This window comes from Stutzerimonas tarimensis, from assembly GCF_042648805.1.
Taxonomy (GTDB): Bacteria; Pseudomonadota; Gammaproteobacteria; order Pseudomonadales; family Pseudomonadaceae; genus Azomonas; species Azomonas tarimensis.
Genome location: NZ_JBHRXZ010000024.1, coordinates 44,680 through 66,480, shown reverse-complemented (window position 1 = coordinate 66,480; position 21,801 = coordinate 44,680). Strand labels below are relative to the sequence as shown.

Below are 21,801 nucleotides of genomic sequence, written 5' to 3'. Positions count from 1 at the left end.
CTCCTCAGCGGAAATCAGTGTCAGCGGGCTATATAAGGTAGCGATAGAGGCTATTCAACGACGCGACTATTTCAAGCTGTGTCGCAAGTAGCATGCCAGGGTGCCCGCGGGGGCGGTTCGAAGATCAGGCGAGCCAGGCGAGCGATTCTTTCGCTGTCGCCCAGGCGCATGCCCTCCCGTAATTGATGGGCAAGGCTACCCTGGACACGCCCGACACTGGGTGGCAGGTTCGGATCTTCCATGATGGGGCAGGTCATCCGCAGAAACCCTTTTTCGGTCAGTACCGCCTGGTCGAGCGCGAGAAACTGGAGCCTGGTGTCGTAGCGGATGTAGCCCTCGTCGGCGAGCCACACCAGGGCACTCAGGCAGCCCTGGTGGCGCTTGCTCGGCAGACCGAACTCGTCTGGCTCCTCCAGGCCGATCAGATCCTCGACATAGAGGGGGACCTTGCGTGGGAATGCCTGGTAGAGGGTCAGCAACCCCTTGGCGGCGTCCTTGTAGAAGTCGTCGATCTGCAGATCCATGGCTACTGGCTGTAATTGCGCAGAAAGCCGCCGATACGGCCGATCGCCATTTCCAGGTCATCGAGGCGGGGCAGGGTGACCACGCGGAAGTGGTCCGGCCAGGGCCAGTTGAAGGCAGTGCCCTGAACGATCAGCAGCTTCTCGGACAACAGGAGATCGAGCGCGAACTTCTCGTCGTTGTGGATCGGGCATACTTTGGGGTCGATCCGCGGAAAGGCATAGAGCGCCCCCATGGGTTTGATGCAGCTGACGCCAGGGATGTCGTTGAGCAGTTCCCAGGCGCGGTTGCGTTGTTCCAGCAGGCGGCCGCCCGGCAGCACCAGGTCGTTGATGCTCTGGTAGCCACCCAGTGCAGTCTGGATCGCGTGCTGAGAAGGCACGTTGGCGCACAGGCGCATCGAGGCGAGGATGTCCAGTCCTTCGATATAGCTCTTGGCCTTGTGTTTCGGACCGGAAATCGCCACCCAGCCAGAGCGGAAGCCGGCCACCCGGTAGGATTTCGATAGCCCGTTGAAGGTCAGGCAGAGCACGTCCGGTGCCAGCGAGGCGGTGGAGATGTGTTCGGCGTCGTCATAGAGGATCTTGTCGTAGATCTCGTCAGAGAACAGCACCAGGTTGTGCTGGCGTGCCAGCTCGATGATCTGCTCCAGCACCTCCTTCGGATAGACGGCACCGGTGGGATTGTTCGGGTTGATCAGCACGATCGCCCGGGTGTTCCCGGTGATCTTGCCGCGCATGTCCTCGATATCGGGATACCAGTTGGACTGCTCGTCACACAGGTAGTGCACGGGTTTGCCGCCGGACAGGCTCACCGAGGCGGTCCAGAGCGGGTAGTCCGGAGCCGGGATCAGCACCTCGTCGCCGTTGTTGATCAGTGCCTGCAGCGCCATCACGATCAGCTCGGACACGCCGTTGCCGAGGTAGATGTCTTCGATCGTGACCCCTTCGACCTTTTTCTGCTGGTAGTACTGCATAACCGCCTTGCGCGCGCTGAACAGGCCCTTGGAGTCGCTGTAGCCCTGGGCGGTCGGCAGGTTACGGATCACATCCTGGAGGATTTCCTCGGGAGCCTCGAAACCGAACGGCGCCGGGTTGCCAATGTTCAGCTTGAGGATGCGGTGGCCTTCCTCTTCCAGGCGCTTGGCGTGCTTGAGCACTGGCCCGCGAATGTCGTAGCAGACGTTGGCGAGCTTGTTCGATTTGTTGACCTGCATGATCCTGACTGTCCCGAGGGTAAGGCGCCGAAGCCGGAGAAGACGGGGCCTCGGAGGGCAACGCCTTGGCAGAAGTATGGCCCGCTGCCAGACTTGGCCGGAGAAGGAACGCATCATACGCTTGGCTCCGATCCATGGAAAAGGTGAACGAACCCTTTTTTCCCTACGCGAGGTGCAACATGAACAAGGTCGAAAAGTCACTGGATGCGTGGCGTGAAGAGCTGTCCGACGAGCAGTTCCACGTGTGTCGCCTGGGCGGCACCGAACGGGCTTTCACCGGCCGCTACCACGACACCAAGACTCCTGGCGTCTACCACTGCGCCTGCTGCGGCGAGCCATTGTTCGACTCCGACACCAAGTACGATTCCGGCAGTGGCTGGCCCAGCTATTTCCAGCCGGTAAGCGACGCTGCGCTGGCCAGTCATGACGACAGCAGCCATGGCATGCGTCGGACAGAGGTGCGTTGTGCCCGCTGCGACGCTCATCTTGGTCATGTATTTCCCGATGGTCCCGAACCGACCGGGCTGCGTTTCTGCATCAATTCGGCTTCGCTGGAACTGCGTCCGCGAGAAGCCTGAGTCACGCTCTAACCGACGCCTCCCACTGGATGTATCTGATGGATCTCGAGTTGAAAACCTTTTTCGAGCGCGCCGACCGTGTACTGGCGCGCCTGGAACCCCTGCTTCCCCCGGAGCGTGAGATCATAGACTGGAGCCTGACGCTCGCAGCTCGCTGGCAGCACGAGCCGCGGGGAGGCTACCTGCAGCCGCTCAAGGTGAATCTGGATCTATCGCTGGACGATCTGCTGGGCATCGATCGCCAGCGCGATCTGCTCACAGCCAACACCCGACAATTCGTTGAGGGAATGCCTGCCAACCACGCCCTGCTCTGGGGCGCGAGAGGCACTGGAAAATCGTCGCTGGTACGGGCCTTGCTGGCCCGCTTCGCTCCGCTGGGGCTGCGTCTGATCGAGATCGAGCGTGATCACCTGGCCGACCTGCCGCGGGTGGTTCAGCAGCTCGCTGACTCGCCGCAGCGCTTTGTGCTGTTCTGCGATGATCTGTCATTCGAGGCGGGGGAGGGCGACTACCGTGTGCTGAAAAGCGTGCTGGATGGCTCCCTGGAGCAGGCGCCGGACAATGTGCTGCTCTATGCCACTTCCAACAGGCGGCATCTTGTACCGGAGCGTCAGAGCGACAATGACAATTGGGAGCGGATCGACGGGGAATTGCACCCGAGCGAGGCCGTGGAGGACAAGATCGCGCTTTCCGACCGTTTCGGTCTCTGGCTGTCGTTCTATCCGTTCAGCCAGGATCACTTCCTGAGCGTGGTACAGCACTGGATAGACAGCCTCGCGCAACCTGCAGGGTTGCGCTGGGATTGGGACGAGACCTTGCAGAAAGAGGCCATCCGCTGGGCCCTGGCCCGCGGCAATCGCAACGGACGCTGCGCCTACCAGTTCGCCCGGCAGTGGGTGGGCAACAGGCTGCTGGACGCCTAGCTCAGGAGGCCGCGCCGGGGCGCGCGGCCTTGTCCCGTAGCTTCTGCACGATCCAGAGTTCGCTCTGCAGGATGGCCCGCACGGTCGGCAGCCCTCGAATAGCCTGGTCGTGCCGTGCGAGGTTGGGCCAGCGCCTGGCATCCAGCGGCTCGTCACCGTAGTCCATGTTGATCCACTGGGTGACGATTGCGATGTCGGCCATGCTCAGCCGCTCGGAAACGAAAAAACGCCGGTTGCCCAGCTCCTGCTCCAAATAGTCGAACAAGGGTGGCAGCGCAATATCCAGGGCATGCCTGACCTTGGCGTCATCGCATTGCTGTCCGCCGCTGGGAAGCAGCAGCCGCTGACCGAAGACCGTGAACGTGGCATGCGGCGCGACTTCGTAATCGGCGTACTTTTCCAGCCAGCGAACCCGTGCCCGATCGGCAGCGCTCTCGCCGTAAAGACAGGTAGTCGCAGGGTAGGCGTCGTCCAGATACTGGCCGATGACGCTGGAATCGGCGAGGGTGATGTCGCCGTCCTTGAACGCGGGGATACGTCCCAGCGGATTGAGATCGAAATACCAGTCGGGTGGCGAGTACGGCATCACCATCTCGAGCGCGTGGTCGAGGTCCTTCTCCTGAAGGCTGATACGAAGCTTGCGGACAAAGGGGGACAGCGGCGCACCGTAGAGTATTCGGCTCATGGATTTCACTCGTAGAGGTTCTTTTTCTTCCAGGCGTCCTGCGCTTCGACTTCCTCTTCGACGGCTGCAGTCAGCTCGCTATCGGAGCGGCTGCCCGGCTGCAAGGCCAGTACCATGGCGTTGGCGCGCTCAAGACTGGCTTCGAGCTGACGAAGTCGGGCCGCATAAGCCGAGACGTCGGGCTGCTTGCGCAAGTATTGCACGGCACGTTCGTAGGCAAGGCGGGCCTGGGCGGGCTGGTTCTGCTGAAGGGACCGCTGGCCAAGGTTGCTGAAGTGTTCCAGATGCATCAGGACGAGCAGGCGCCGGATCTCCGTTTGCCAGCGTTTTGCCTCGGCTGCCGGGATCAGGCCGTCACGGGCGCCGCGGGCGAAGATCTGCAGGATGTCTTCCAGGTTCAGGCTGGTCTCGTCAGCCTGCGCCTGGGTGGTGATCGGGCGTACCGGAAGGTCGAGCTTTAGGGTTTGGGCCTGGGCAATCAGGCCGGCCAGTCCGCTGATGCGCTCCCGAAGCCTGCTGTTGCGCTTGTCCATCGCCTGCAATTGCTGACACCACTTGAGTTCGAGTTCCGCCAGCGCCAGCCTCAGCTCGACGCTCATCAGCTGGCCGGGCAATGCGTCGGCCAACGAAGCACAGCGCCGGGCCTGATCCTGCAGGTCGGCGCGCTTGCGAGCAGTCTTGAGCTTGTTGCCCTCGACGATATGGTTGATGTAGGCGATCGCCAGCAGCAAAAACAGCCCCGCCACGATCAGGCCTGCTATGAGAGTAGTAGACATGCCGCACACCTCAAGACATTCATGCCAGAAGCTGACTATGGCCGAAGGGAGGGATGAAGTCATTGATTCGAAAAATATTCTCGAGAGAGGCTTGACGACCCCTGCGGCCCTCCATAGAATGCGCGCCACTTCCACTGCGAAGCTGAAAGGCGAAGCGGGGAAGTCAGGAAGTTTACACAATCTGTTGTAAGTTCCGGGCCGCGTCCCCTTCGTCTAGTGGCCTAGGACACCGCCCTTTCACGGCGGTAACAGGGGTTCGAGTCCCCTAGGGGACGCCATTGCGGGAATAGCTCAGTTGGTAGAGCACGACCTTGCCAAGGTCGGGGTCGCGAGTTCGAGTCTCGTTTCCCGCTCCAAATTATGGCACTGCTGATCTTCTGATCAGTCAGGCAATCGAGAAAGGGGCTTAGGCCCCTTTTTTTCGTGCTTCTGTTTTTCCTCCCCTGGCCATGTGCCGTCTCGATCCTTCAGGGCCGTTACGCCGCCTCCTCTGGCAGGCGGGACAGGAACCAGCGTTCGTCTGTCGCTGGCCGCTGAGGCTACAATCTCACCGTTGCTGGCGCCGGAACCTGGATGAATCTCGACAACCGCATCAAATATCGCCACCTGCTGTGCTTTCTCGAAATCGCCCGGCAGGGGAGCTTCGCGCGTGCGGCCGATGGGCTGGCGGTGACGCAGCCGGCGGTATCCAAGACCCTCAAGGAGCTGGAGCAACTGCTGGGAACCCAGCTTTTCGAGCGTGGCAAGACGGGCGTCAGCCTCACTGCAGCGGGCAGCGCGTTCTTGCGCTACGCCGGGCCGAGTGTTCAGGCTCTGCGCGAAGGCGTGCGCAGTCTGCGCGAGGGTGAGCACGAGGCCGGCATGGTGCGCCTGGGGGCACTATCGACGGTGGAGAGCTCCCTGCTGCCCGAAGTGGTGGCCAGGCTTCATGACCAGCATGCGGCGCTGGTGGTCAGTGTGGCCACCGGGCCGGGCGCTCATCTGCTTGGTCAGTTGCGCGCGGGAGAACTCGATCTGGTGATCGGTCGCATGACCGACAGTCCGCAGATCGAAGGGCTTGCATTCGAACACCTGTACAGCGAGTCCATGACTCTGGTGGTACGTCCGGGGCATCCCTTGCTGCAGAGCGGCGGGCCGGAGCGTTTGAGCGATTTTCCGGTGGTCTTGCCGCTGGCGGGAACCACCATTCGGCGGCATGCCGACAGTCTGTTCATTCAGTTGGGCATCAGTCCTCCACAGCGTCGGCTCGAGACCCTCTCCATAGCGGTCAGTCGCCAGTACGTGTTCAACAGTGACGCTGCCTGGGTCGCCCCGCTGGATGCGGTACATCGCGACCTGGCCAGCGGCGCGCTGGTGGAGTTCCGCCTCGGCATCCAGGAGCCTGGCGGCTCGGTGGGCGTCTGTAGCAACCCCTCGCTGGCACCCACTCTGGCGATGCAGTGGTGCATCGAAGCGCTGCGTGAGGTGGCGGCCGGATATCGCTGAGAGCCATGGTCTCGCTGGGCTGTTTGGGCGGGGTGTGGCGATTATCGATTTGATGGTCGATAATCGAACTAACTCCCTGTGCAGATCCGAGGCGAAGCCATGCACGACGACAGCCGTCCTCACCCATCGCCGATGGCACCCCCCATCATCGCATCGCCGTCCAAGCGTATCGAAGCCTTCACCGGCGACCCGAACTTCATGACCTCACTGGCCCGCGGGCTGGCGGTGATCCACGCCTTTCAGGAGCGCAAGCGCCATCTGACCATCGCCCAGATCAGCCACCGCACCGAGATTCCCCGGGCGGCGGTGCGTCGGTGCCTCTATACGCTGATGAAACTGGGCTACGTCACCACTGACGGCCGTACCTGGTCGTTGCTGCCGAAGGTACTCACTCTGGGTCACGCCTACCTGTCGTCGACCCCGTTGGCCGTCACCGCCCAGCCGATCCTCGACCGCCTCAGCGACCAGCTTCACGAAGCCTGCTCCATGGCCACGCTGGAAGGTGATGAAGTGCTCTACGTAGCGCGCTCGGCCACCCCGCAGCGCCTGATCTCGGTGGATCTCTCGGTGGGCAGCCGCCTGCCGGCGTACTGCACGTCCATGGGCCGCATCCTGCTTGCCGCCCTGGACGACGCCGCGCTGGACGACTACCTCGACCACGCCGATCTGCAGGTCAAGACCAGCCGAACCCTGCACACGCCCGACGCCCTGCGTGCCAACATCGACGATATCCGCCGCCAGGGCTGGGTCATCATCGACCAGGAACTGGAAGTCGGCCTGCGCTCGCTGGCCGTGCCACTGAAAGACTCTGCCGGCCAGGTTCTCGCCGCCCTCAACGTCGGCACCCACGCCGGGCGGGTATCCAAGCAGGAGCTGGAAACACGCTTCCTGCCGGTGTTGCTGGAGGCCAGTCGGGAGTTGAGTACCAGGTTGTTTCATTGAAGGCAGCGGGAAGCCTGAAGCCCGGCGGTCGAGCGTGGCTCAATGTGTCCTCGCTTCCGGCTTCCGGCTTCCGGCTTCCGGCTCACCTTTCTTTCGTTTCGTGCGATAATCGCCCATATAACCGATTAACGAATTGCGTGCCACCCCGGGTCTCGTTACCGTTTCTCCAGTGCAACTGCGTACCGAAAACCACACGAGATTCGACCATGGCTGAATTGCTCTCGCTTCACGACGCCATCGAGCGCTTCGTCCAGAACGGCGATACCGTCGCGCTGGAAGGCTTCACCCACCTGATTCCCACCGCCGCGGCCCATGAGATCGTACGCCAGGCGAAGAAAGACCTGACGCTGGTGCGCATGACGCCGGATCTGGTCTATGACCTGCTGATCGGCGCCGGCTGCGCGAAGAAGCTGATCTTTTCCTGGGGTGGCAACCCCGGTGTCGGCTCGCTGCACCGGCTGCGTGATGCCGTGGAGAAGGACTGGCCGCAGCCGCTGGAGATCGAGGAGCACAGCCACGCCGATCTGGCCAACGCTTACGTCGCCGGGGCCTCGGGGCTCCCGTTCGCGGTGCTGCGCGCCTATGCAGGTTCCGACTTGCCGAAGGTCAACCCGCTGATCAAGTCGGTCACCTGCCCGTTCACCGGCGAGGTGCTGGCGGCGGTGCCGAGCGTGCGCCCGGACATCACCGTGATCCACGCACAGAAGGCCGACCGCCAAGGCAACGTGCTGATCCAGGGCATCGTCGGCGTGCAGAAGGAAGCAGCGCTGGCGGCCAAACGCTGCATCGTCACTGTCGAAGAGATTGTCGATAACCTCAACGCGCCGATGAACGCCTGCGTGCTGCCGACCTGGGCGCTGACCGCCGTCTGCCTGGTGCCGGGCGGCGCGCATCCGTCCTACGCCCACGGCTACTACGAACGCGATAACCGCTTCTACCAGGCCTGGGACCCGATCGCCCGCGATCGCGAGAGCTTTACCGCCTGGATCGACCAGTACATCCGCGGCACGAAAGACTTCGCCGAATTTCAGGCGAAACTGCAAGGGGAGGGCAAGTGATGAGCGACTATTCCACCAATGAAATGATGACCGTCGCCGCTGCCCGCCGCCTGGGCAACGGTAGCGTCTGCTTTGTCGGCATCGGGCTGCCGTCCAAGGCCGCCAACCTGGCGCGCCTGACCCATGCGCCGGAGGTGGTGCTGATCTATGAATCCGGCCCCATCGGCGCCAAGCCCTCGGTGCTGCCGCTGTCCATTGGCGACGGCGAGCTGGCCGAGACCGCCGATACCGTGGTACCCACCAGCGAGATCTTCCGCTACTGGCTGCAGGGCGGGCGCATCGACGTGGGCTTTCTCGGCGCGGCGCAGGTCGACAAGTTCGGCAATATCAATACCACCGTGATCGGCGATTACCTCAAGCCCAAGGTGCGCCTGCCGGGCGCCGGTGGAGCGCCGGAGATCGCCGGCAGCGCGAAGAAGGTGCTGATCATCCTCAAGCAGTCCCATCGCACCTTTGTCGAGAAGCTCGCGTTCATCACCTCGGTCGGTCATGGCGAGGGCGGCGACCACCGCCAGCGGCTGGGCCTGCCGGGCGCCGGCCCAGTGGCGATCATCACCGACCTGTGCATCATGGAGCCGGAGGAGGGCACCAATGAATTCATCGTCACCGCGCTGCACCCGGGCGTGACCCGCGAGCAGGTGGTCGAGAACACCGGCTGGCAGATCCGCTTTGCTGACAATCTCGGTACTACCGAAGCGCCCCGGGCCGAGGAACTCGAAGCCCTGCGCGCCCTCGAGGCCCGCACCGCCGCCGCCCACGGCGGGCAAGGGGGTGAAGAATGACCCGCGAAGTATTTATCTGCGATGCCGTGCGCACGCCCATCGGCCGCTTCGGCGGCGCCCTGGCGGCAGTGCGGGCCGATGACCTCGCGGCGATCCCGCTCAAGGCGTTGCTGGAGCGCAACCCGGAGCTGGACCCGGCGGCCGTCGAGGAGGTCTTCATGGGCTGCGCCAATCAGGCCGGCGAGGACAACCGAAACGTAGCGCGCATGGCCTCGCTGCTGGCCGGGTTGCCGGCCACGGTGCCGGGCGTGACGCTGAACCGCTTGTGCGCCTCGGGGATGGACGCGGTGGGTACCGCCTTCCGCGCCATCGCCGCAGGCGAAATGGAGCTGGCGATTGCCGGGGGCGTGGAGTCCATGTCCCGCGCGCCCTTCGTCATGGGCAAGGCGGACGCGGCCTTCTCGCGGAACATGAAGATCGAGGACACCACCATCGGCTGGCGCTTCATCAATCCTCTGATGAAGCAGCAATACGGTGTGGACGCCATGCCCGAGACCGCCGACAACGTGGCCGAGGATCATCAGGTTTCCCGCGCCGATCAGGATGCCTTCGCCCTGCGCAGCCAGCAGCGTACCGCCGCGGCGCAGCAGGCTGGGTTCTTTGCCGAGGAGATCGTCCCGGTGGTGATCAGGACCAGGAAGGGCGAGACGGTGGTGGACACCGACGAGCATCCGCGCCCGGATACCACCGCCGAGGCGCTGGCCAGGCTCAAGCCGGTCAACGGCCCGGACAAGACCGTCACCGCTGGCAACGCCTCGGGCGTGAATGACGGTGCAGCGGCGATGATCCTGGCCAGTGCCGAGGCGGTCGAGAAGTATGGCCTCAAGCCCCGCGCCCGGGTGCTCGGCATGGCCAGCGCCGGCGTGGCGCCGCGAGTGATGGGCGTCGGCCCGGTGCCGGCGGTGCGCAAGCTGTGCGAGCGGCTGGGCAAGGCGGTGGACGACTTCGACGTGATCGAGCTGAATGAAGCCTTTGCCGCCCAGGGCCTGGCGGTCACTCGTGACCTGGGCCTGCCGGACGACAGCGACAAGGTGAACCCCCAAGGCGGCGCCATCGCCCTCGGCCACCCGCTCGGCATGAGCGGCGCACGGCTGGTCATGACCACGGTCCATGCCTTGGAGAAATCCGGCGGCAAGCTCGGCCTGGCGACCATGTGCGTGGGCGTCGGGCAGGGCCTGGCCCTGGCGGTGGAGCGGGTCTGATCCTCTTGGTGGATAGGCTGCGCCGTTTTCACCCTACGGACCGTGTAGGGTGGACCGCGCTTCACCTATCCAGCAACCGGCCGCAAGGCCGGCTGGGTAGCACTGATTGCTATCCTCGAGTTTTGCCGGGCGGGCGTTCCGCTCTGGCCACCGTTTGGACACACTGAAGCCTCGAACAACAGACAAGGAGCCAGGGCTTGAACCGGCCGAGCAATCGACTCTTCGATGTCTACTTCACCGCCGCGCCGATGCGCGAGGTGTTTTCCGACCGCGGGCGGGTGCAGGGCATGCTGGATTTCGAGGCTGCCCTGGCTCGGGCCGAGGCCCGTTGCGGGCTGATCCCGTCATCCGCAGTGGGGCCTATCGAGGCTGCCTGTGACGCCGACGGCTATGACCTCGACGCCCTGGCCGTCGCCATCGCCACCGCCGGCAATTCGGCCATTCCGCTGGCCAGGGCGTTGGGCGAGCGCATCGCTGCCACGGATGCCGAGGCCGAGAAATACGTTCACTTGGGTGCCACCAGCCAGGACGCCATGGACACCGGGCTGGTGCTGCAACTGCGCCAGGCCATCGACCTGATCGAGGCCGATCTCGCTGAGCTGGCCAACGCCCTGGCCATTCAGGCCGAGCGCCATGCCGGCACGCCGATGACCGGCCGAACCTGGCTGCAGCACGCCACCCCGGTGACCCTCGGCATGAAGATCGCCGGCTGGCTGGGCGCTCTCACACGTCATCGCCAACGCCTGAACGAAATCAAGCCGCGCCTGTTGTGCCTGCAGTTCGGCGGTGCGTCCGGTTCGCTGGCGGCGCTGGGCGAGCACGCCTGGCCGGTCTGCGAAGCTCTGGCCGAGGAGCTTGGGCTGCAGCTGCCGGACCAGCCCTGGCACACCCAGCGCGACCGCCTGGTGGAATTCGCCGGCCTGCTAGGGATGATTGCCGGCAGCCTCGGAAAGCTGGGCCGCGACCTGTCGCTGTTGATGCAGACCGACGTGGGCGAGGTGTTCGAGCCCTCGGCGCCGGGCAAGGGCGGCTCGTCCACCATGCCCCACAAGCGCAACCCGGTGGGCGCCGCGGTGATGATCGCTGCTGCCACCCGGGCGCCCGGGTTGGTCGCCACGCTGCTGTCGGCCATGCCCCAGGAGCACGAGCGCAGCCTCGGCCTCTGGCATGCCGAATGGGACAGCCTGCCGGAACTCTGCTGCCTGGTTTCCGGGGCGTTGGCCCAGGCGCTGATCGCCGTGCCGGCGCTGGAGGTGGATGCCGAGCGCATGCGCGGCAACCTGGAGCTGACCCGTGGGCTGGTGTTGGCCGAGGCGGTGAGCATTGCCCTGGCCCAGCGGGTCGGCCGCGAAAAGGCTCATCATCTGGTCGAACACTGCTGCAAGCAGGCGGTAGCCCAGGGGCGTCACCTGCGCGGCGTGCTGGGCGACACACCCGAGGTGCGCGCCGAGCTGAACGATGCCGAGCTGGATCGCCTACTGGATCCGTCCTTTTATCTGGGCCAGGCGCGCCGCTGGGTCGAGCGTGCGCTGGCCGAACACCATGCCTTGAACAAGTGAGAACAGCGATGCCGAGCGTACAACTGGCCGATGCCAGCCTGAACTACCGATTCGACGGCGCCGACGACGCGCCGGTCCTGGTGCTGTCCAACTCCCTGGGCACCAGCCTGGGCATGTGGGACGAGCAGATTCCGGCCTTCGCCGAGCAGTTTCGTGTGCTGCGCTACGACACCCGTGGCCATGGCGATTCCAGCGTTACCCCTGGCCCATACAGCATCGAGCAACTCGGCCGCGACGTGCTGGGGATGCTCGATACGCTGGGGATCGAAAAATTCTCGTTCTGCGGGCTGTCCATGGGCGGGCTGATCGGCCAGTGGCTGGGCATTCATGCAGGACCTCGCCTGGAGCGGCTGGTACTGTGCAACACCGGGGCGAAGATCGGCGCCGACCAGGTGTGGAACGACCGTATCGCCCTGGTTCAGGGTGGCCGGGAGCAGGCCATGCGTGACATGCGCGATGCCTCCATCGCCCGCTGGTTTACCCCGGGCTTCGCCGAGGCACAACCTGACGCCGCCAGCCGTATCACCAGCATGATCGCCAGCACCTCGCCGGACGGTTACGCCGCCAACTGCGCGGCAGTACGCGATGCGGACTTCCGCGAGCAGATCGCCGGCATTTCTGCACCGACCCTGATCGTCTGCGGCCGCCAAGACGCGGTTACCACCGTGGAACACGGCGAGTTCATGCAGCAGCGCATCGCCGGCGCCGAACTCGTGGCCTTCGAGGCCGCGCACCTGTCCAATGTCGAGGCGGGGGAAGCCTTTACCCTTCAGGTACTGAATTTCCTGCGGAGCTGAGAGTCCAGGGCCCGGCGAGCGAGCGGATCAACCCGACGATCACCAAACTGTAGGCTGGGCGGGGTTGCGCGGTGGGTGGGCTGAAGCCACCCTGCAACGCAGTCTCAGCCTCCAGCACCTTTCGAAGAGAGCAGGATATGGACGAGAAAGACCGCTACGAAGCCGGCATGCAGGTGCGCCGGGCGGTGCTCGGCGATGCCCATGTGGATCGCAGCCTGAAGAGCATCAACGAGTTCAACGCCGAGTTCCAGGAAATGATCACCCGCCATGCCTGGGGCGATATCTGGACCCGGCCGGGACTGCCCCGGCATGCCCGCAGCCTGATCACCATTGCCATGCTGATCGGCATGAATCGGGAAGGGGAACTGAAGCTGCATCTGCGTGCGGCGAGGAACAACGGCGTTACCCGCGACGAGATCAAGGAAGTGTTGTTGCAGAGCGCTATCTACTGCGGTATCCCGGCGGCCAACGCCACCTTCCACCTCGCCCAGGAGGTGTACGACGAACTGGGCGTCGAATCCCTTGGCGAGTCCTGAAAACGAGGTGGCCCGGCCCGGACTGCGGCATCGATCGGGCCCGCGCGCCCTGTGTCTGCAGGACCCGTTTCGACCGAGAGTCTGGCTTCAAGTGGCTGAGGCCAGCATTCCTGCGGTAGCGATGCGGATTCTCGAAGCCCCTGCGTCAGGGACGAGCGATGCGTAGCTTCTCGGGAGACGCTCGGGTGGAACCCGCCTCGTAGAGCGACCAGCTTGTCACTGATTGCCAGCGCTCCAGATAGTGCCTTGCATCGTCGCCCGTCAGGTTCAGCGGGTAGGCGCCCATCCCGGCCAGGAAGGCCTGGAACTGCTCGTCAGCCACCGCTGCGGAGAAGGCCACAGAGAGGCGCTGCTTGGCATGTTCAGGGACTTCCTTGCGCACCCAGACACCCCAGAACGGCCCCCAGGGTAGGTATTTCTCCATGCCAGGCAGCGTGTCGGTGATGGGTGCAACGCCCGGTAGCGCGGAGACTTCCTTCGTCGCAACGACCGCCAGTCCCTTGAGACTGCCGCGGCGAATCAGATCGCGGCCAGCTACCAGGCTGAGCGGCATGAAGTCGAGATGACCCGCGAGCATGGCCTCGATCCCCGGGCGATCGCCGGCAAAGGTGATCTCGCGAACCTTGAGCTCATCGACAGTTTCAATCAGGGCCCGCACCAGGCTGGGAAGGCCTCCGGTTCCAGTGACTCCCATGCGCAGGGCGTCCGGATTCTCCTTTGCCGCCGCCAGCAGTTGTTCAAGGTTGTCGTAGGGGCTATTGACCGGAGCGGCGATAACCGCGACGCCCTGGCCAATGATGTTGATCGTATGGAAATCGCTGTAATCGAAATTGGCCAGGCCGAGCAACGGATAGAGTTGCGCGTTCTCTGCAGCGAGCAGCAGGGTATGGCCGTCCGGGGTCTGTTGCAGGACGTGAGTACTGCCGATGACACCAGTACCGCCGGTACGGTTGCTGATGATCAAGCGCCGGTCGAGCGCTTCTTCCACCAGTGGAACCAGTTGGCGCATGACCAGATCGGTCGCACCACCCGCGGCCCAGGGCACCACTGCCTGAATATCGCGCTCCGGATACTGGGCCAGTGCGGGCATTGCCAGCCCAGCACCGGCAACCGCCAGGCTGGCCATGAGTTTCCTGATCATCTCGCTGACTCGGTTTGCGGGCAAAGCCCGGAGTCGCGGCTGCTTTCGCAGGACTTGGCCCCCTCAGTGCGCGGCGCCTGGCTCCTGACCAGACAGGCTGAGTATCTGCTTCTCGCGATTCCAGTCGAACGGCTCGTCATTCCGCTCGGCCTCGTAACGGCGCTCTTCGAGCACCTGAAAGATGGCAATCTCCTCGTCGGGCATGTAATGCAGGCAATCACCACCAAAGAACCACAGCAGATCACGCGGGACCATGTGGGCGACTTGAGGGTAGCGGTGAAATACCTGACAGATCAGGTCCTGTCCGAGGTGACGCTCTTCCGGAACATCGGGTAGGCGCATGAGCAGGTCGTCGAAGCGTTCGACAAACATTTCGTGGCTTTCTTCGGATACCTGCTCCGACTCGCCCATGGCGATAAGGATGCCACGAAGGTGGGCCAGCAGCGCCAGGTTGTAGTCGATATAGGGGTTGGCCATGTTCTTACCTGTAGAATGACGGGGCAGGATTATAGTCCTGCATCCACGAAAGGGGCTGAAGTTCGCTGTCTGGTTGACTCGACAGCGGGGGGATGAGTTCTACCCGGCGTCAACGGCCCGTCGGGGCGTAGTCCCAGGCGAGCGTTGCGCTGCCTTGTATTTGGCCAATTCCGCCCTTACGTAGGCTGCTCCTGACGAGGTCTGACCGGGCCAGGGGCGCGGCGCCGAATCTTCCCGGAACGGCCGCGTCTTACGCTTCACTTGATGCCATTAGGGTTCACATGACTTCGGCTTTGTCCATCCGACAACTTACCAAGACCTATCGCAACGGCTTTCAAGCACTCAAAGGCATCGACCTTGACGTCGCCGAGGGCGATTTCTTTGCCTTGCTCGGCCCCAACGGGGCCGGCAAATCCACCACGATCGGGATTCTGTCGACGCTGGTCAACAAGAGCAGTGGCAAGGTCGAGGTCTTCGGACATGACCTGGATCGGGATCCGGCCGGCCTCAAACGGTGCCTGGGCGTCGTACCGCAGGAGTTCAACTTCAGCCAGTTCGAGAAGTCATTCGACATTCTTGTCACGCAGGCGGGCTACTACGGCATTCCGGCACGCACCGCCCGGGAAAGGGCGGAGCAGTACCTGCAGCAGTTGGGTCTCTGGGACAAGCGTAACGAGGCCACTCGCATGCTCTCGGGCGGCATGAAGCGGCGCCTGATGATCGCCCGCGCGCTGATTCACCATCCACGGTTGCTGATCCTCGACGAGCCGACTGCGGGGGTGGACATCGAACTGCGTCGTTCGATGTGGACCTTCCTGACCGAGCTCAATCGCCAGGGCATCACCATCATTCTCACCACCCACTACCTTGAAGAGGCCGAGCAGCTTTGCCGGAACATCGGCATCATCGATCATGGCCAGATCGTGAAGAACACCAGCATGCGTGATCTGCTGACGCAGCTGCATGTGGAAACCTTTCTGCTCGACCTGAAAGTGCCCAGGCAGAGCGCTCCGCCGCTGAACGGTTACCCGTCGGCGCTGGTCGATGACCATACGCTCGAAGTACAGGTGGAGAAGAGCCAGGGGGTCAACGCCCTGTTCAGTCAGTTGGACGAGCAAGGCATCGAGGTGTTGAGCCTGCGCAACAAGACCAACCGGCTCGAAGAACTGTTCGTATCCCTGGTGGAAGCGAACCTCGACAAGGGGTCGAAATGAAAGCCGAAGTGTCCGCCAACCTGGTCGCCTTGCAGACCATCGTCCACCGGGAAGTGCGCCGGTTCATGCGTATCTGGCCTCAGACGCTGTTGCCCCCCGGCATCACGATGGTGCTGTACTTCGTCATTTTCGGGCAGTTGATCGGTAATCGCATCGGCGAGATGGATGGCTTCGCCTACATCGATTACATCGTGCCGGGCCTGATCATGATGACAGTCATCACTAACTCCTACAGCAACGTGGTGGCGAGCTTCTTCAGTACCAAATTCCAACGATCCATCGAGGAGCTGCTGGTTTCGCCGATGTCACCGCATGTGATTCTGGTTGGCTTCGTTACTGGCGGGGTCTGCCGGGGGCTGAGCGTCGGCCTGATCGTGACCCTTTTGTCGTTGTTCTTTACGGATCTGAGCGTGCACCACGTTGGGGTGACGGTACTGGTGGTATTGATGACCGCGACGATCTTTTCCCTGGGCGGATTCATCAATGCGGTGTTTGCGAGAAATTTCGACGACATCTCTATCGTTCCGACCTTCGTGCTGACGCCGCTGACCTACCTTGGCGGGGTGTTCTTCTCGATCAACCTGCTCTCGCCGGCGTGGCAGACGCTGTCGTTGGTCAATCCGATCCTGCACATGGTGAACGCCTTCCGGTATGGCATTCTCGGGGTGTCGGACATCAGCATTGGCGTGGCGCTGGTGCTGATGCTGGTGGCGACGGTACTGCTCTATGGAGTGAGCATCCATCTTCTGAAAAGCGGGCGTGGCATGCGTCAGTAGGCTGCAACGGGGCGTGCGAGGGGCTACACTTCCGCGCCCCTTTTTTCTTCAGGTGATCAGATGCAACATCCGGCCGAACTCTCGCCGCTGGGCAAGGCCAGCGCCTACCTCGATCGGTACAGCCCGGAACTGCTGTTCCCCATCCCGCGCTCGCCAAAATGGGCTGAGCTTGGTTTGACCGCCGAGACACTGCCGTACCAGGGATTCGATGTCTGGAATTGCTATGAGTTGTCCTGGTTGCTGCCGACCGGCAAGCCTGTGGTGGCGATCGGCGAGTTTGTGATCCCGGCTGATTCGCCTTCGATCATCGAATCCAAATCCTTCAAGCTCTACCTCAATTCGTTCAACCAGACCGTGTTCAGCGATTTCGACGAGGTCGCAAGGACCTTGCGGCAGGACCTATCGGATGTCGCCGGCAAGCCAGTGGCGGTACGCATCCGGACGCTTGGCGAAGTTGAAGGGGAAGAGATGAGGGCGTTGCCAGGACAGTGCATCGATGAACTGGACCTGACGGTAAGCGCCTATGAGGCACCGGATGCTTCGTTGTTGCGCTGCGATCCCGAGCGGCGGGTAGAGGCCTGTTTGCACAGCCACCTGCTCAAGTCCAATTGCCCGGTCACCGGGCAGCCGGATTGGGGCAGCCTGGTGGTGGACTATCATGGAGCGGCGCTGGTACCGGATAGCCTGCTGGCCTACCTGATCAGCTTTCGCCAGCATGCCGACTTTCATGAGCAGTGCGTCGAGCGGATCTTTCTGGATCTGCGCGAAAGGCTCCAGCCCGAGCGCCTGACTGTATATGCGCGCTACGTGAGACGCGGTGGGTTGGACATCAACCCGTACCGCAGCACGCACCCGCTGGAGTCGTCCAACCTTCGCCTGGCGCGCCAGTAGGCGATATAACGCGTTCAGATACCCATGCTGGCGAGGCTTTGCATGATGTTGCGAAGGGTAATGGCCATGTTCGGGTGAGAGACTTCGAAACGCTCCACGGCGAGATGCACGCCGTCCACCAGCGAGTCCTCGGTCTGAGGTTGGGTGCGCTCGCTGGCCAGGCGGATCTCGATCTCCTGGGCAAGGGCGTGCAGCGAGGCGCGTTCCTCTTCGGACAGCGGCGTGCCCTGGTCGAGCTGGTCGCGCAGCTCCTGAAGCTGTAATTGCAATGCTTGTGCAGCCATGGTGAGAACTCCCTTGTTGCGGATACGCTCAGGCGCTGTGCGCCTGCAACAAGCATATCGCTGGCGGACGCGGCTGTCTCCCATAGGGATTCGACCGGGTACTGCTGCAATGGACCCTGATGGCCTTATACTCGTTTCTTTTTTCCAACTTGGCACAGCGAGGAGCCTGATGGGCAGCTTGGGACATAGATGGCCGGTGAAAGGCATGCTGCTGGTCGCTGCGCTGGCCGGCAGCGGAGCCGTACAAGCAGATACCGATCCCTTCGAGCCGTTCAATCGAGCCGTTTTCCGGTTCAACGACACACTGGACACCTACACGCTCAAGCCCCTGGCGCAGGGCTACCAGCGGGTGACCCCGGAGCCGGTGCAGCAAGGCGTAGGCAACGTGTTCAACAACCTGGGTGAAGTGATCAATCTGACCAACAACCTGCTCCAGGGGAAGTTTCACGATGCAGGCGTGGACACCAGTCGGTTCCTGTTCAACACCACCTTTGGCGTGCTGGGCGTCTTTGACGTCGCCACTCGCATGGGGCTTGTGCGAAACGACGAGGATTTCGGCCAGACTCTGGGCGTCTGGGGCCTGGGCAGCGGTCCCTATCTGGTGCTGCCGCTCCTGGGGCCAAGCTCGGTACGCGACGCTGCGGGGCGTATCCCGGATACTTTCCTGCAGGTCTATCCTTACGTGGATACCTCCACCCGCAACGTACTCTGGGCCGGCAACGCGATCGATAGCCGGGCCGAGTTGCTGACGGCCGAGCGTCTGATTCGCGGCGACCGCTACATCTTCATCCGTAACGCCTACCTGCAGAATCGCGAGTTTCGTGTTCGTGATGGCGAAGTGGTGGATGACTTTTGACGTCACTGGCTCGATCTAGCGTAGTGACAGAATCGTAAGACCGATAGATTGGCGCTCACCGTCCAACGAACTGACCCGAACCACCTCTGCCTCCGCATCGAGCCCCCTAAGACTATCGTGTCCGGACTCGATCCGGACGCCTACCCGGTCGCCCACCTGCAGTCTGGCGTTCGCTTCGATCTGCATGCCGGTCGCCGAAAGGTCGAGGCAGATGATCGGGATGGACTTCGCTCCATGGATCAGCGTCCCAGGAGTTTCGACGCGCATGCGGATGTAATCGCGTTTCTCTGAGTAACTACGGTCTATCTGGCTCATCTCTGCTTCCGTGGTGAATTGCCTGTGCCACTTGTTCATGCGCGGCGTACCATCGACGCCTCCAGCGGGTGCGCTTGAAACGCTGTTCGTATGGGAGTACCGTCTGCGCCTTGTAACCAGCCGCCCGCCAAACGGGTAGCGCCATCGCCATCCTGGCGTATTCGCCTGGTAGGAACATGCCCAACGATAATGCCACGCTGCTGATCATAGACGACGATGATGAAGTCCGTGCCAGTCTGGCGGCCTATCTTGAAGACAGCGGTTTTCGTGTGCTTCAGGCGGGGACCGGGGTCCAGGGGCTCGCCCTGTTCGACACCGAGCGTCCCGATCTGGTTATTTGCGATCTGCGAATGCCGCAGATGGACGGACTTGAGCTGATCCGGACCCTGGGCGAGCGTCAGTCCGACCTTCCGGTCGTCGTGGTGTCCGGCGCCGGCGTCATGAGTGACGCGGTCGAAGCCTTGAGACTGGGCGCGGCCGACTACCTTATCAAACCTCTGGAAGACCTCGCGGTGCTCGAGCATTCGGTGCGCCGTTCACTCGATCGCTACCGCCTGCGCATCGAGAACCAGCATTATCGCAGTGAACTCGAAGCCAGCAACCGCGATCTCCAAGCCAGCCTGAATCTGTTGCAGGAAGATCAGGATGCGGGTCGCCAGGTTCAGCTCAATATGCTGCCGGAAACGCCCTGGCATGCAGATGGCTACCGCTTCGAGCACAAGATTATCCCTTCGCTCTACCTGTCCGGAGACTTCGTCGACTATTTCCGCGTGGATGAACGCCGCATCGCGTTCTATCTGGCGGATGTCTCGGGCCATGGAGCCTCTTCGGCCTTTGTCACGGTGCTGCTCAAGTTCATGACCACACGCTTGCTCTATGAGTCGCGTCGGCACGGAACGCTGCCCGAGTTCAAACCCTCTGAAGTGCTCAGCCACATCAACCGTGGGCTGATCAATTGCAACCTCGGCAAGCACGTGACGATGCTCGGCGGCGTGATCGACCTTCAGCGCCATTGCCTGCATTACAGTATCGGTGGCCACTTGCCCATGCCTGTACTGATGGAGCAGGGCGGAGCGCGCTATCTCCAGGGGCGGGGGTTGCCGGTCGGGCTGTTCAAGGATGCGGTCTATGAGGACCACGAGATCGTGCTGCCAGAGGCGTTCAGCCTGACCTTGCTTTCAGATGGCATTTTGGACCTTTTGCCGGGTGACACGCTCAAAGACAAAGAGTCCGCGCTACCTGGCCTCGTCGCTCAGGCCGAGGGCAAACTGGACGGATTGCGCCAGGTGTTCGGCCTGGACGGAGTGGCCGAGATGCCTGATGACATTGCCTTGCTGGTGTTGAGCAGGAACCTTGAATGACTACTGGTAAAATCCAGTTCGCCGAGTGGGATGGGACCTTTGTCCTCAAGTTCATCGGCGAGATCCGGCTGACACTTTGCTCGGCACTGGATGGCACGATCGAGCAGATGTTCACGGCGGTGAATTTCTCCTCGATCGTGATCGATCTGACCGAGACACGCAGTATCGACAGCACCACCCTGGGTCTGCTGGCCAAGCTGTCGATCCTTTCCCGGGAGAAGGTGGGGCTGTTGCCCATGCTGGTGACCACCAACCCGGATATCACCCGGTTGTTGCAGTCCATGGGGTTCGATCAGGTTTTCAATATCGTCGACAGCCCGCTGCCGCAGGAGGATGACCTGACCGACCTGCCGGTGCAGGACCAGTCCGAAGAAGTGGTGAAGGCCAAGGTCATCGAAGCGCACCAGATACTGATGAGCCTCAATGAGTCCAACCGTGAAGCCTTTCGGGATCTGGTGAGCGCCCTGGAGCGCTCCTGATCAACCCAGCGCCTTGAGCTGGGCTTCGAGTTTTTCCTGGTCGCGTGCGAACTGACGGATACCTTCGGCGAGCTTTTCCGTAGCCATCGGATCTTCGTTGAGTGCCCAGCGGAAACCGCTTTCGCTGATTGCCACCTTGGGTTCACCTGGATTGCCTGGCTTCAACCGCCGCGCCAGGAGGCCCTGCTCTTCGTCCAGCTTGCTCAACAGCTCCGGGCTGATGGTAAGCCGGTCGCAGCCGGCCAGTGCCTCGATCTCTCCCAGATTGCGGAAGCTCGCGCCCATCACCACGGTGTCGTAGCCGTTGGCCTTGTAGTAGTCGTATATACGGGTGACCGACTGCACGCCTGGGTCTTCGGCACCGACGAAATCGCGGCCTTCGTGCTTCTTGTACCAGTCATAGATACGGCCGACGAAGGGCGAGATAAGGTACACGCCGGCATCGGCGCAGGCCGCCGCCTGGGCGAAGGAAAACAGTAGCGTCAGGTTGGTCTGAACGCCGGTTTTTTCCAGCTGTTCGGCGGCGCGAATGCCTTCCCAGGTCGAGGCGATCTTGATCAGCACGCGCTCACGGCCTATGCCGGCCTGCTCGTACAGGCCAATCAGTCGCTCGGCGCGTTCCAGGGTGGCGCCGGTGTCAAATGACAGCCGCGCATCCACCTCGGTGGAAATTCGTCCGGGAATGAGCTTGAGCACTTCCTGGCCGACCGCTACGGCAAACAGGTCGCAGGCCAGGCCGATATCACCCTGACAGCGTGCCATGGCCTGGTTCAGATGCTCGCTGTAGCCGGGCAGTGCGGCGGCTTTCAGCAACAGGGAAGGGTTGGTGGTGGCGTCCACCGGCTTCAACCGAGCGATGGCGTCCAGATCGCCGGTATCGGCCACCACGGTGGTGAACTGCTTGAGTTGTTCCAGCTTGGATGTCATGGGAGTGCTCTGTCCTGTG

25 protein-coding genes and 2 tRNA genes are annotated in these 21,801 nt (G+C 62.7%); 18 read left to right on the top strand and 9 right to left on the bottom strand.

All coding sequences use genetic code 11. The features are described 5' to 3' along the window. Nucleotides 1–71: 71 nt before the first annotated feature. Together ACFOMF_RS14115 and ACFOMF_RS14110 are read right to left on the bottom strand one after the other, a co-directional pair. A complete protein-coding gene (locus ACFOMF_RS14115) occupies nucleotides 72–524 on the bottom strand; it encodes a hypothetical protein (protein WP_386365982.1) in 453 nt (150 codons plus the stop codon). Between the two features lie 2 nt (nucleotides 525–526). Continuing rightward, a complete protein-coding gene (locus ACFOMF_RS14110) occupies nucleotides 527–1,738 on the bottom strand; it encodes a pyridoxal phosphate-dependent aminotransferase (RefSeq protein ID WP_386365980.1) in 1,212 nt (403 codons plus the stop codon). Between the two features lie 179 nt (nucleotides 1,739–1,917). Between ACFOMF_RS14110 and msrB the strand changes: the two genes are divergently transcribed. After that, a complete protein-coding gene (gene msrB, locus ACFOMF_RS14105) occupies nucleotides 1,918–2,316 on the top strand; it encodes a peptide-methionine (R)-S-oxide reductase MsrB (protein ID WP_386365978.1) in 399 nt (132 codons plus the stop codon). A 38-nt stretch (nucleotides 2,317–2,354) separates the two neighbouring features. After that, nucleotides 2,355–3,239, top strand: a complete 885-nt coding sequence (locus ACFOMF_RS14100) for an ATP-binding protein (protein WP_386365976.1) — start codon at nucleotides 2,355–2,357, stop codon at nucleotides 3,237–3,239. Nucleotide 3,240: 1 nt separating this feature from the next. Here the strand turns inward: ACFOMF_RS14100 and ACFOMF_RS14095 are convergent, their stop codons facing one another. Both ACFOMF_RS14095 and ACFOMF_RS14090 read right to left on the bottom strand, forming a co-directional pair. Next, nucleotides 3,241–3,924 (bottom strand): glutathione S-transferase family protein, encoded by a 684-nt coding sequence (locus tag ACFOMF_RS14095; protein WP_386365974.1) that lies wholly within the window; start codon nucleotides 3,922–3,924, stop codon nucleotides 3,241–3,243. 5 nt (nucleotides 3,925–3,929) lie between these two features. Continuing rightward, nucleotides 3,930–4,700, bottom strand: a complete 771-nt coding sequence (locus ACFOMF_RS14090; RefSeq protein WP_386365972.1) for a hypothetical protein — start codon at nucleotides 4,698–4,700, stop codon at nucleotides 3,930–3,932. 202 nt (nucleotides 4,701–4,902) lie between these two features. Between ACFOMF_RS14090 and ACFOMF_RS14085 the strand changes: the two genes are divergently transcribed. From ACFOMF_RS14085 to pcaC, 10 genes are all read left to right on the top strand, one after another. Next, nucleotides 4,903–4,978 (top strand) — tRNA-Glu (locus ACFOMF_RS14085). Between the two features lie 2 nt (nucleotides 4,979–4,980). Further along, nucleotides 4,981–5,056 (top strand) — tRNA-Gly (locus ACFOMF_RS14080). Nucleotides 5,057–5,273: 217 nt separating this feature from the next. Beyond that, nucleotides 5,274–6,185, top strand: coding sequence for a pca operon transcription factor PcaQ (gene pcaQ / locus ACFOMF_RS14075; protein ID WP_386365970.1), 912 nt, complete (start codon nucleotides 5,274–5,276; stop codon nucleotides 6,183–6,185). Nucleotides 6,186–6,284: 99 nt separating this feature from the next. Next, nucleotides 6,285–7,127 carry an IclR family transcriptional regulator domain-containing protein gene (locus ACFOMF_RS14070; RefSeq protein ID WP_386365968.1) on the top strand — a complete coding sequence of 281 codons (843 nt, stop codon included), beginning with the start codon at nucleotides 6,285–6,287 and terminating at the stop codon, nucleotides 7,125–7,127. A gap of 206 nt (nucleotides 7,128–7,333) precedes the next feature. Beyond that, a complete protein-coding gene (locus tag ACFOMF_RS14065; RefSeq protein ID WP_386365966.1) occupies nucleotides 7,334–8,185 on the top strand; it encodes a CoA transferase subunit A in 852 nt (283 codons plus the stop codon). Then, nucleotides 8,185–8,967, top strand: a complete 783-nt coding sequence (locus ACFOMF_RS14060; RefSeq protein ID WP_386365964.1) for a CoA-transferase subunit beta — start codon at nucleotides 8,185–8,187, stop codon at nucleotides 8,965–8,967. The genes ACFOMF_RS14065 and ACFOMF_RS14060 overlap by 1 nt, the downstream gene beginning before the upstream one ends. Further along, nucleotides 8,964–10,169, top strand: coding sequence for a 3-oxoadipyl-CoA thiolase (pcaF, locus tag ACFOMF_RS14055; RefSeq protein ID WP_386365962.1), 1,206 nt, complete (start codon nucleotides 8,964–8,966; stop codon nucleotides 10,167–10,169). Before ACFOMF_RS14060 ends, pcaF begins: the two co-directional genes overlap by 4 nt. A gap of 197 nt (nucleotides 10,170–10,366) precedes the next feature. Further along, nucleotides 10,367–11,728 (top strand): 3-carboxy-cis,cis-muconate cycloisomerase, encoded by a 1,362-nt coding sequence (locus tag ACFOMF_RS14050; protein ID WP_386365960.1) that lies wholly within the window; start codon nucleotides 10,367–10,369, stop codon nucleotides 11,726–11,728. 8 nt (nucleotides 11,729–11,736) lie between these two features. Further along, entirely contained in the window at nucleotides 11,737–12,525 is a 789-nt protein-coding gene (gene pcaD / locus ACFOMF_RS14045; protein WP_386365958.1) for a 3-oxoadipate enol-lactonase, read from the top strand. 137 nt (nucleotides 12,526–12,662) lie between these two features. Next, complete coding sequence (gene pcaC, locus ACFOMF_RS14040) at nucleotides 12,663–13,061, top strand: 4-carboxymuconolactone decarboxylase (protein WP_386365955.1); 399 nt, start codon at nucleotides 12,663–12,665, stop codon at nucleotides 13,059–13,061. Between the two features lie 145 nt (nucleotides 13,062–13,206). Here the strand turns inward: pcaC and ACFOMF_RS14035 are convergent, their stop codons facing one another. Continuing rightward, entirely contained in the window at nucleotides 13,207–14,202 is a 996-nt protein-coding gene (locus tag ACFOMF_RS14035) for a tripartite tricarboxylate transporter substrate binding protein (RefSeq protein WP_386365954.1), read from the bottom strand. Nucleotides 14,203–14,265: 63 nt separating this feature from the next. Then, a complete protein-coding gene (locus ACFOMF_RS14030; RefSeq protein WP_386365953.1) occupies nucleotides 14,266–14,679 on the bottom strand; it encodes a PA2817 family protein in 414 nt (137 codons plus the stop codon). Between the two features lie 281 nt (nucleotides 14,680–14,960). On the opposite strand from ACFOMF_RS14030, the gene ACFOMF_RS14025 reads away from it, so the two are divergent. The 3 genes from ACFOMF_RS14025 to queF are packed head-to-tail and all read left to right on the top strand — an operon-like array spanning nucleotide 14,961 to nucleotide 17,560. Beyond that, a complete protein-coding gene (locus ACFOMF_RS14025) occupies nucleotides 14,961–15,893 on the top strand; it encodes an ABC transporter ATP-binding protein (protein ID WP_386365951.1) in 933 nt (310 codons plus the stop codon). Continuing rightward, nucleotides 15,890–16,669, top strand: a complete 780-nt coding sequence (locus ACFOMF_RS14020; RefSeq protein WP_386365950.1) for an ABC transporter permease — start codon at nucleotides 15,890–15,892, stop codon at nucleotides 16,667–16,669. The genes ACFOMF_RS14025 and ACFOMF_RS14020 overlap by 4 nt, the downstream gene beginning before the upstream one ends. A 60-nt stretch (nucleotides 16,670–16,729) precedes the next feature. Continuing rightward, nucleotides 16,730–17,560, top strand: coding sequence for an NADPH-dependent 7-cyano-7-deazaguanine reductase QueF (gene queF, locus ACFOMF_RS14015; RefSeq protein ID WP_386365949.1), 831 nt, complete (start codon nucleotides 16,730–16,732; stop codon nucleotides 17,558–17,560). Between the two features lie 14 nt (nucleotides 17,561–17,574). Here the strand turns inward: queF and ACFOMF_RS14010 are convergent, their stop codons facing one another. Further along, the gene (locus ACFOMF_RS14010; RefSeq protein ID WP_386365947.1) at nucleotides 17,575–17,844 is read right to left on the bottom strand and encodes a DUF4404 family protein; all 270 of its coding nucleotides are present in this window, start codon (nucleotides 17,842–17,844) and stop codon (nucleotides 17,575–17,577) included. A 205-nt stretch (nucleotides 17,845–18,049) separates the two neighbouring features. Between ACFOMF_RS14010 and ACFOMF_RS14005 the strand changes: the two genes are divergently transcribed. Then, nucleotides 18,050–18,700 (top strand): MlaA family lipoprotein, encoded by a 651-nt coding sequence (locus ACFOMF_RS14005; RefSeq protein ID WP_386365945.1) that lies wholly within the window; start codon nucleotides 18,050–18,052, stop codon nucleotides 18,698–18,700. Between the two features lie 15 nt (nucleotides 18,701–18,715). Here ACFOMF_RS14005 and ACFOMF_RS14000 read toward each other — a convergent pair whose 3' ends face one another. Beyond that, complete coding sequence (locus ACFOMF_RS14000) at nucleotides 18,716–19,015, bottom strand: PilZ domain-containing protein (protein WP_386366844.1); 300 nt, start codon at nucleotides 19,013–19,015, stop codon at nucleotides 18,716–18,718. Between the two features lie 176 nt (nucleotides 19,016–19,191). Here ACFOMF_RS14000 and rssB point away from each other — a divergent pair, with 176 nt between their 5' ends. Next, nucleotides 19,192–20,376, top strand: coding sequence for a two-component system response regulator RssB (gene rssB / locus ACFOMF_RS13995; protein ID WP_386365943.1), 1,185 nt, complete (start codon nucleotides 19,192–19,194; stop codon nucleotides 20,374–20,376). Beyond that, on the top strand, nucleotides 20,373–20,855 hold the full coding sequence (gene rssC, locus ACFOMF_RS13990; RefSeq protein ID WP_386365941.1) for an anti-sigma factor antagonist RssC: 483 nt from the start codon (nucleotides 20,373–20,375) through the stop codon (nucleotides 20,853–20,855). The genes rssB and rssC overlap by 4 nt, the downstream gene beginning before the upstream one ends. Here the strand turns inward: rssC and tal are convergent, their stop codons facing one another. Next, nucleotides 20,856–21,782, bottom strand: coding sequence for a transaldolase (gene tal / locus ACFOMF_RS13985; RefSeq protein WP_386365939.1), 927 nt, complete (start codon nucleotides 21,780–21,782; stop codon nucleotides 20,856–20,858). It lies immediately after the preceding gene. Nucleotides 21,783–21,801 lie beyond the last annotated feature (19 nt).

Excerpts from the sequence above, each read along its gene's own strand:
- pcaC (WP_386365955.1), top strand. The coding sequence starts at position 12,663 with ATGGACGAGAAAGACCGCTACGAAGCCGGCATGCAGGTGCGCCGGGCG.
- ACFOMF_RS14065 (WP_386365966.1), top strand. The coding sequence starts at position 7,334 with ATGGCTGAATTGCTCTCGCTTCACGACGCCATCGAGCGCTTCGTCCAG.
- rssB (WP_386365943.1), top strand. The coding sequence starts at position 19,192 with ATGCCCAACGATAATGCCACGCTGCTGATCATAGACGACGATGATGAA.
- msrB (WP_386365978.1), top strand. The coding sequence starts at position 1,918 with ATGAACAAGGTCGAAAAGTCACTGGATGCGTGGCGTGAAGAGCTGTCC.
- ACFOMF_RS14000 (WP_386366844.1), bottom strand. The coding sequence starts at position 19,015 with ATGAGCCAGATAGACCGTAGTTACTCAGAGAAACGCGATTACATCCGC.
- ACFOMF_RS14010 (WP_386365947.1), bottom strand. The coding sequence starts at position 17,844 with ATGGCTGCACAAGCATTGCAATTACAGCTTCAGGAGCTGCGCGACCAG.
- ACFOMF_RS14030 (WP_386365953.1), bottom strand. The coding sequence starts at position 14,679 with ATGGCCAACCCCTATATCGACTACAACCTGGCGCTGCTGGCCCACCTT.
- ACFOMF_RS14035 (WP_386365954.1), bottom strand. The coding sequence starts at position 14,202 with ATGATCAGGAAACTCATGGCCAGCCTGGCGGTTGCCGGTGCTGGGCTG.
- rssC (WP_386365941.1), top strand. The coding sequence starts at position 20,373 with ATGACTACTGGTAAAATCCAGTTCGCCGAGTGGGATGGGACCTTTGTC.
- ACFOMF_RS14005 (WP_386365945.1), top strand. The coding sequence starts at position 18,050 with ATGCTGCTGGTCGCTGCGCTGGCCGGCAGCGGAGCCGTACAAGCAGAT.
- pcaF (WP_386365962.1), top strand. The coding sequence starts at position 8,964 with ATGACCCGCGAAGTATTTATCTGCGATGCCGTGCGCACGCCCATCGGC.
- ACFOMF_RS14060 (WP_386365964.1), top strand. The coding sequence starts at position 8,185 with ATGAGCGACTATTCCACCAATGAAATGATGACCGTCGCCGCTGCCCGC.
- ACFOMF_RS14070 (WP_386365968.1), top strand. The coding sequence starts at position 6,285 with ATGCACGACGACAGCCGTCCTCACCCATCGCCGATGGCACCCCCCATC.
- ACFOMF_RS14115 (WP_386365982.1), bottom strand. The coding sequence starts at position 524 with ATGGATCTGCAGATCGACGACTTCTACAAGGACGCCGCCAAGGGGTTG.
- pcaD (WP_386365958.1), top strand. The coding sequence starts at position 11,737 with ATGCCGAGCGTACAACTGGCCGATGCCAGCCTGAACTACCGATTCGAC.
- ACFOMF_RS14090 (WP_386365972.1), bottom strand. The coding sequence starts at position 4,700 with ATGTCTACTACTCTCATAGCAGGCCTGATCGTGGCGGGGCTGTTTTTG.
- ACFOMF_RS14020 (WP_386365950.1), top strand. The coding sequence starts at position 15,890 with ATGAAAGCCGAAGTGTCCGCCAACCTGGTCGCCTTGCAGACCATCGTC.
- ACFOMF_RS14110 (WP_386365980.1), bottom strand. The coding sequence starts at position 1,738 with ATGCAGGTCAACAAATCGAACAAGCTCGCCAACGTCTGCTACGACATT.
- ACFOMF_RS14095 (WP_386365974.1), bottom strand. The coding sequence starts at position 3,924 with ATGAGCCGAATACTCTACGGTGCGCCGCTGTCCCCCTTTGTCCGCAAG.
- queF (WP_386365949.1), top strand. The coding sequence starts at position 16,730 with ATGCAACATCCGGCCGAACTCTCGCCGCTGGGCAAGGCCAGCGCCTAC.
- ACFOMF_RS14025 (WP_386365951.1), top strand. The coding sequence starts at position 14,961 with ATGACTTCGGCTTTGTCCATCCGACAACTTACCAAGACCTATCGCAAC.
- ACFOMF_RS14100 (WP_386365976.1), top strand. The coding sequence starts at position 2,355 with ATGGATCTCGAGTTGAAAACCTTTTTCGAGCGCGCCGACCGTGTACTG.
- tal (WP_386365939.1), bottom strand. The coding sequence starts at position 21,782 with ATGACATCCAAGCTGGAACAACTCAAGCAGTTCACCACCGTGGTGGCC.
- pcaQ (WP_386365970.1), top strand. The coding sequence starts at position 5,274 with ATGAATCTCGACAACCGCATCAAATATCGCCACCTGCTGTGCTTTCTC.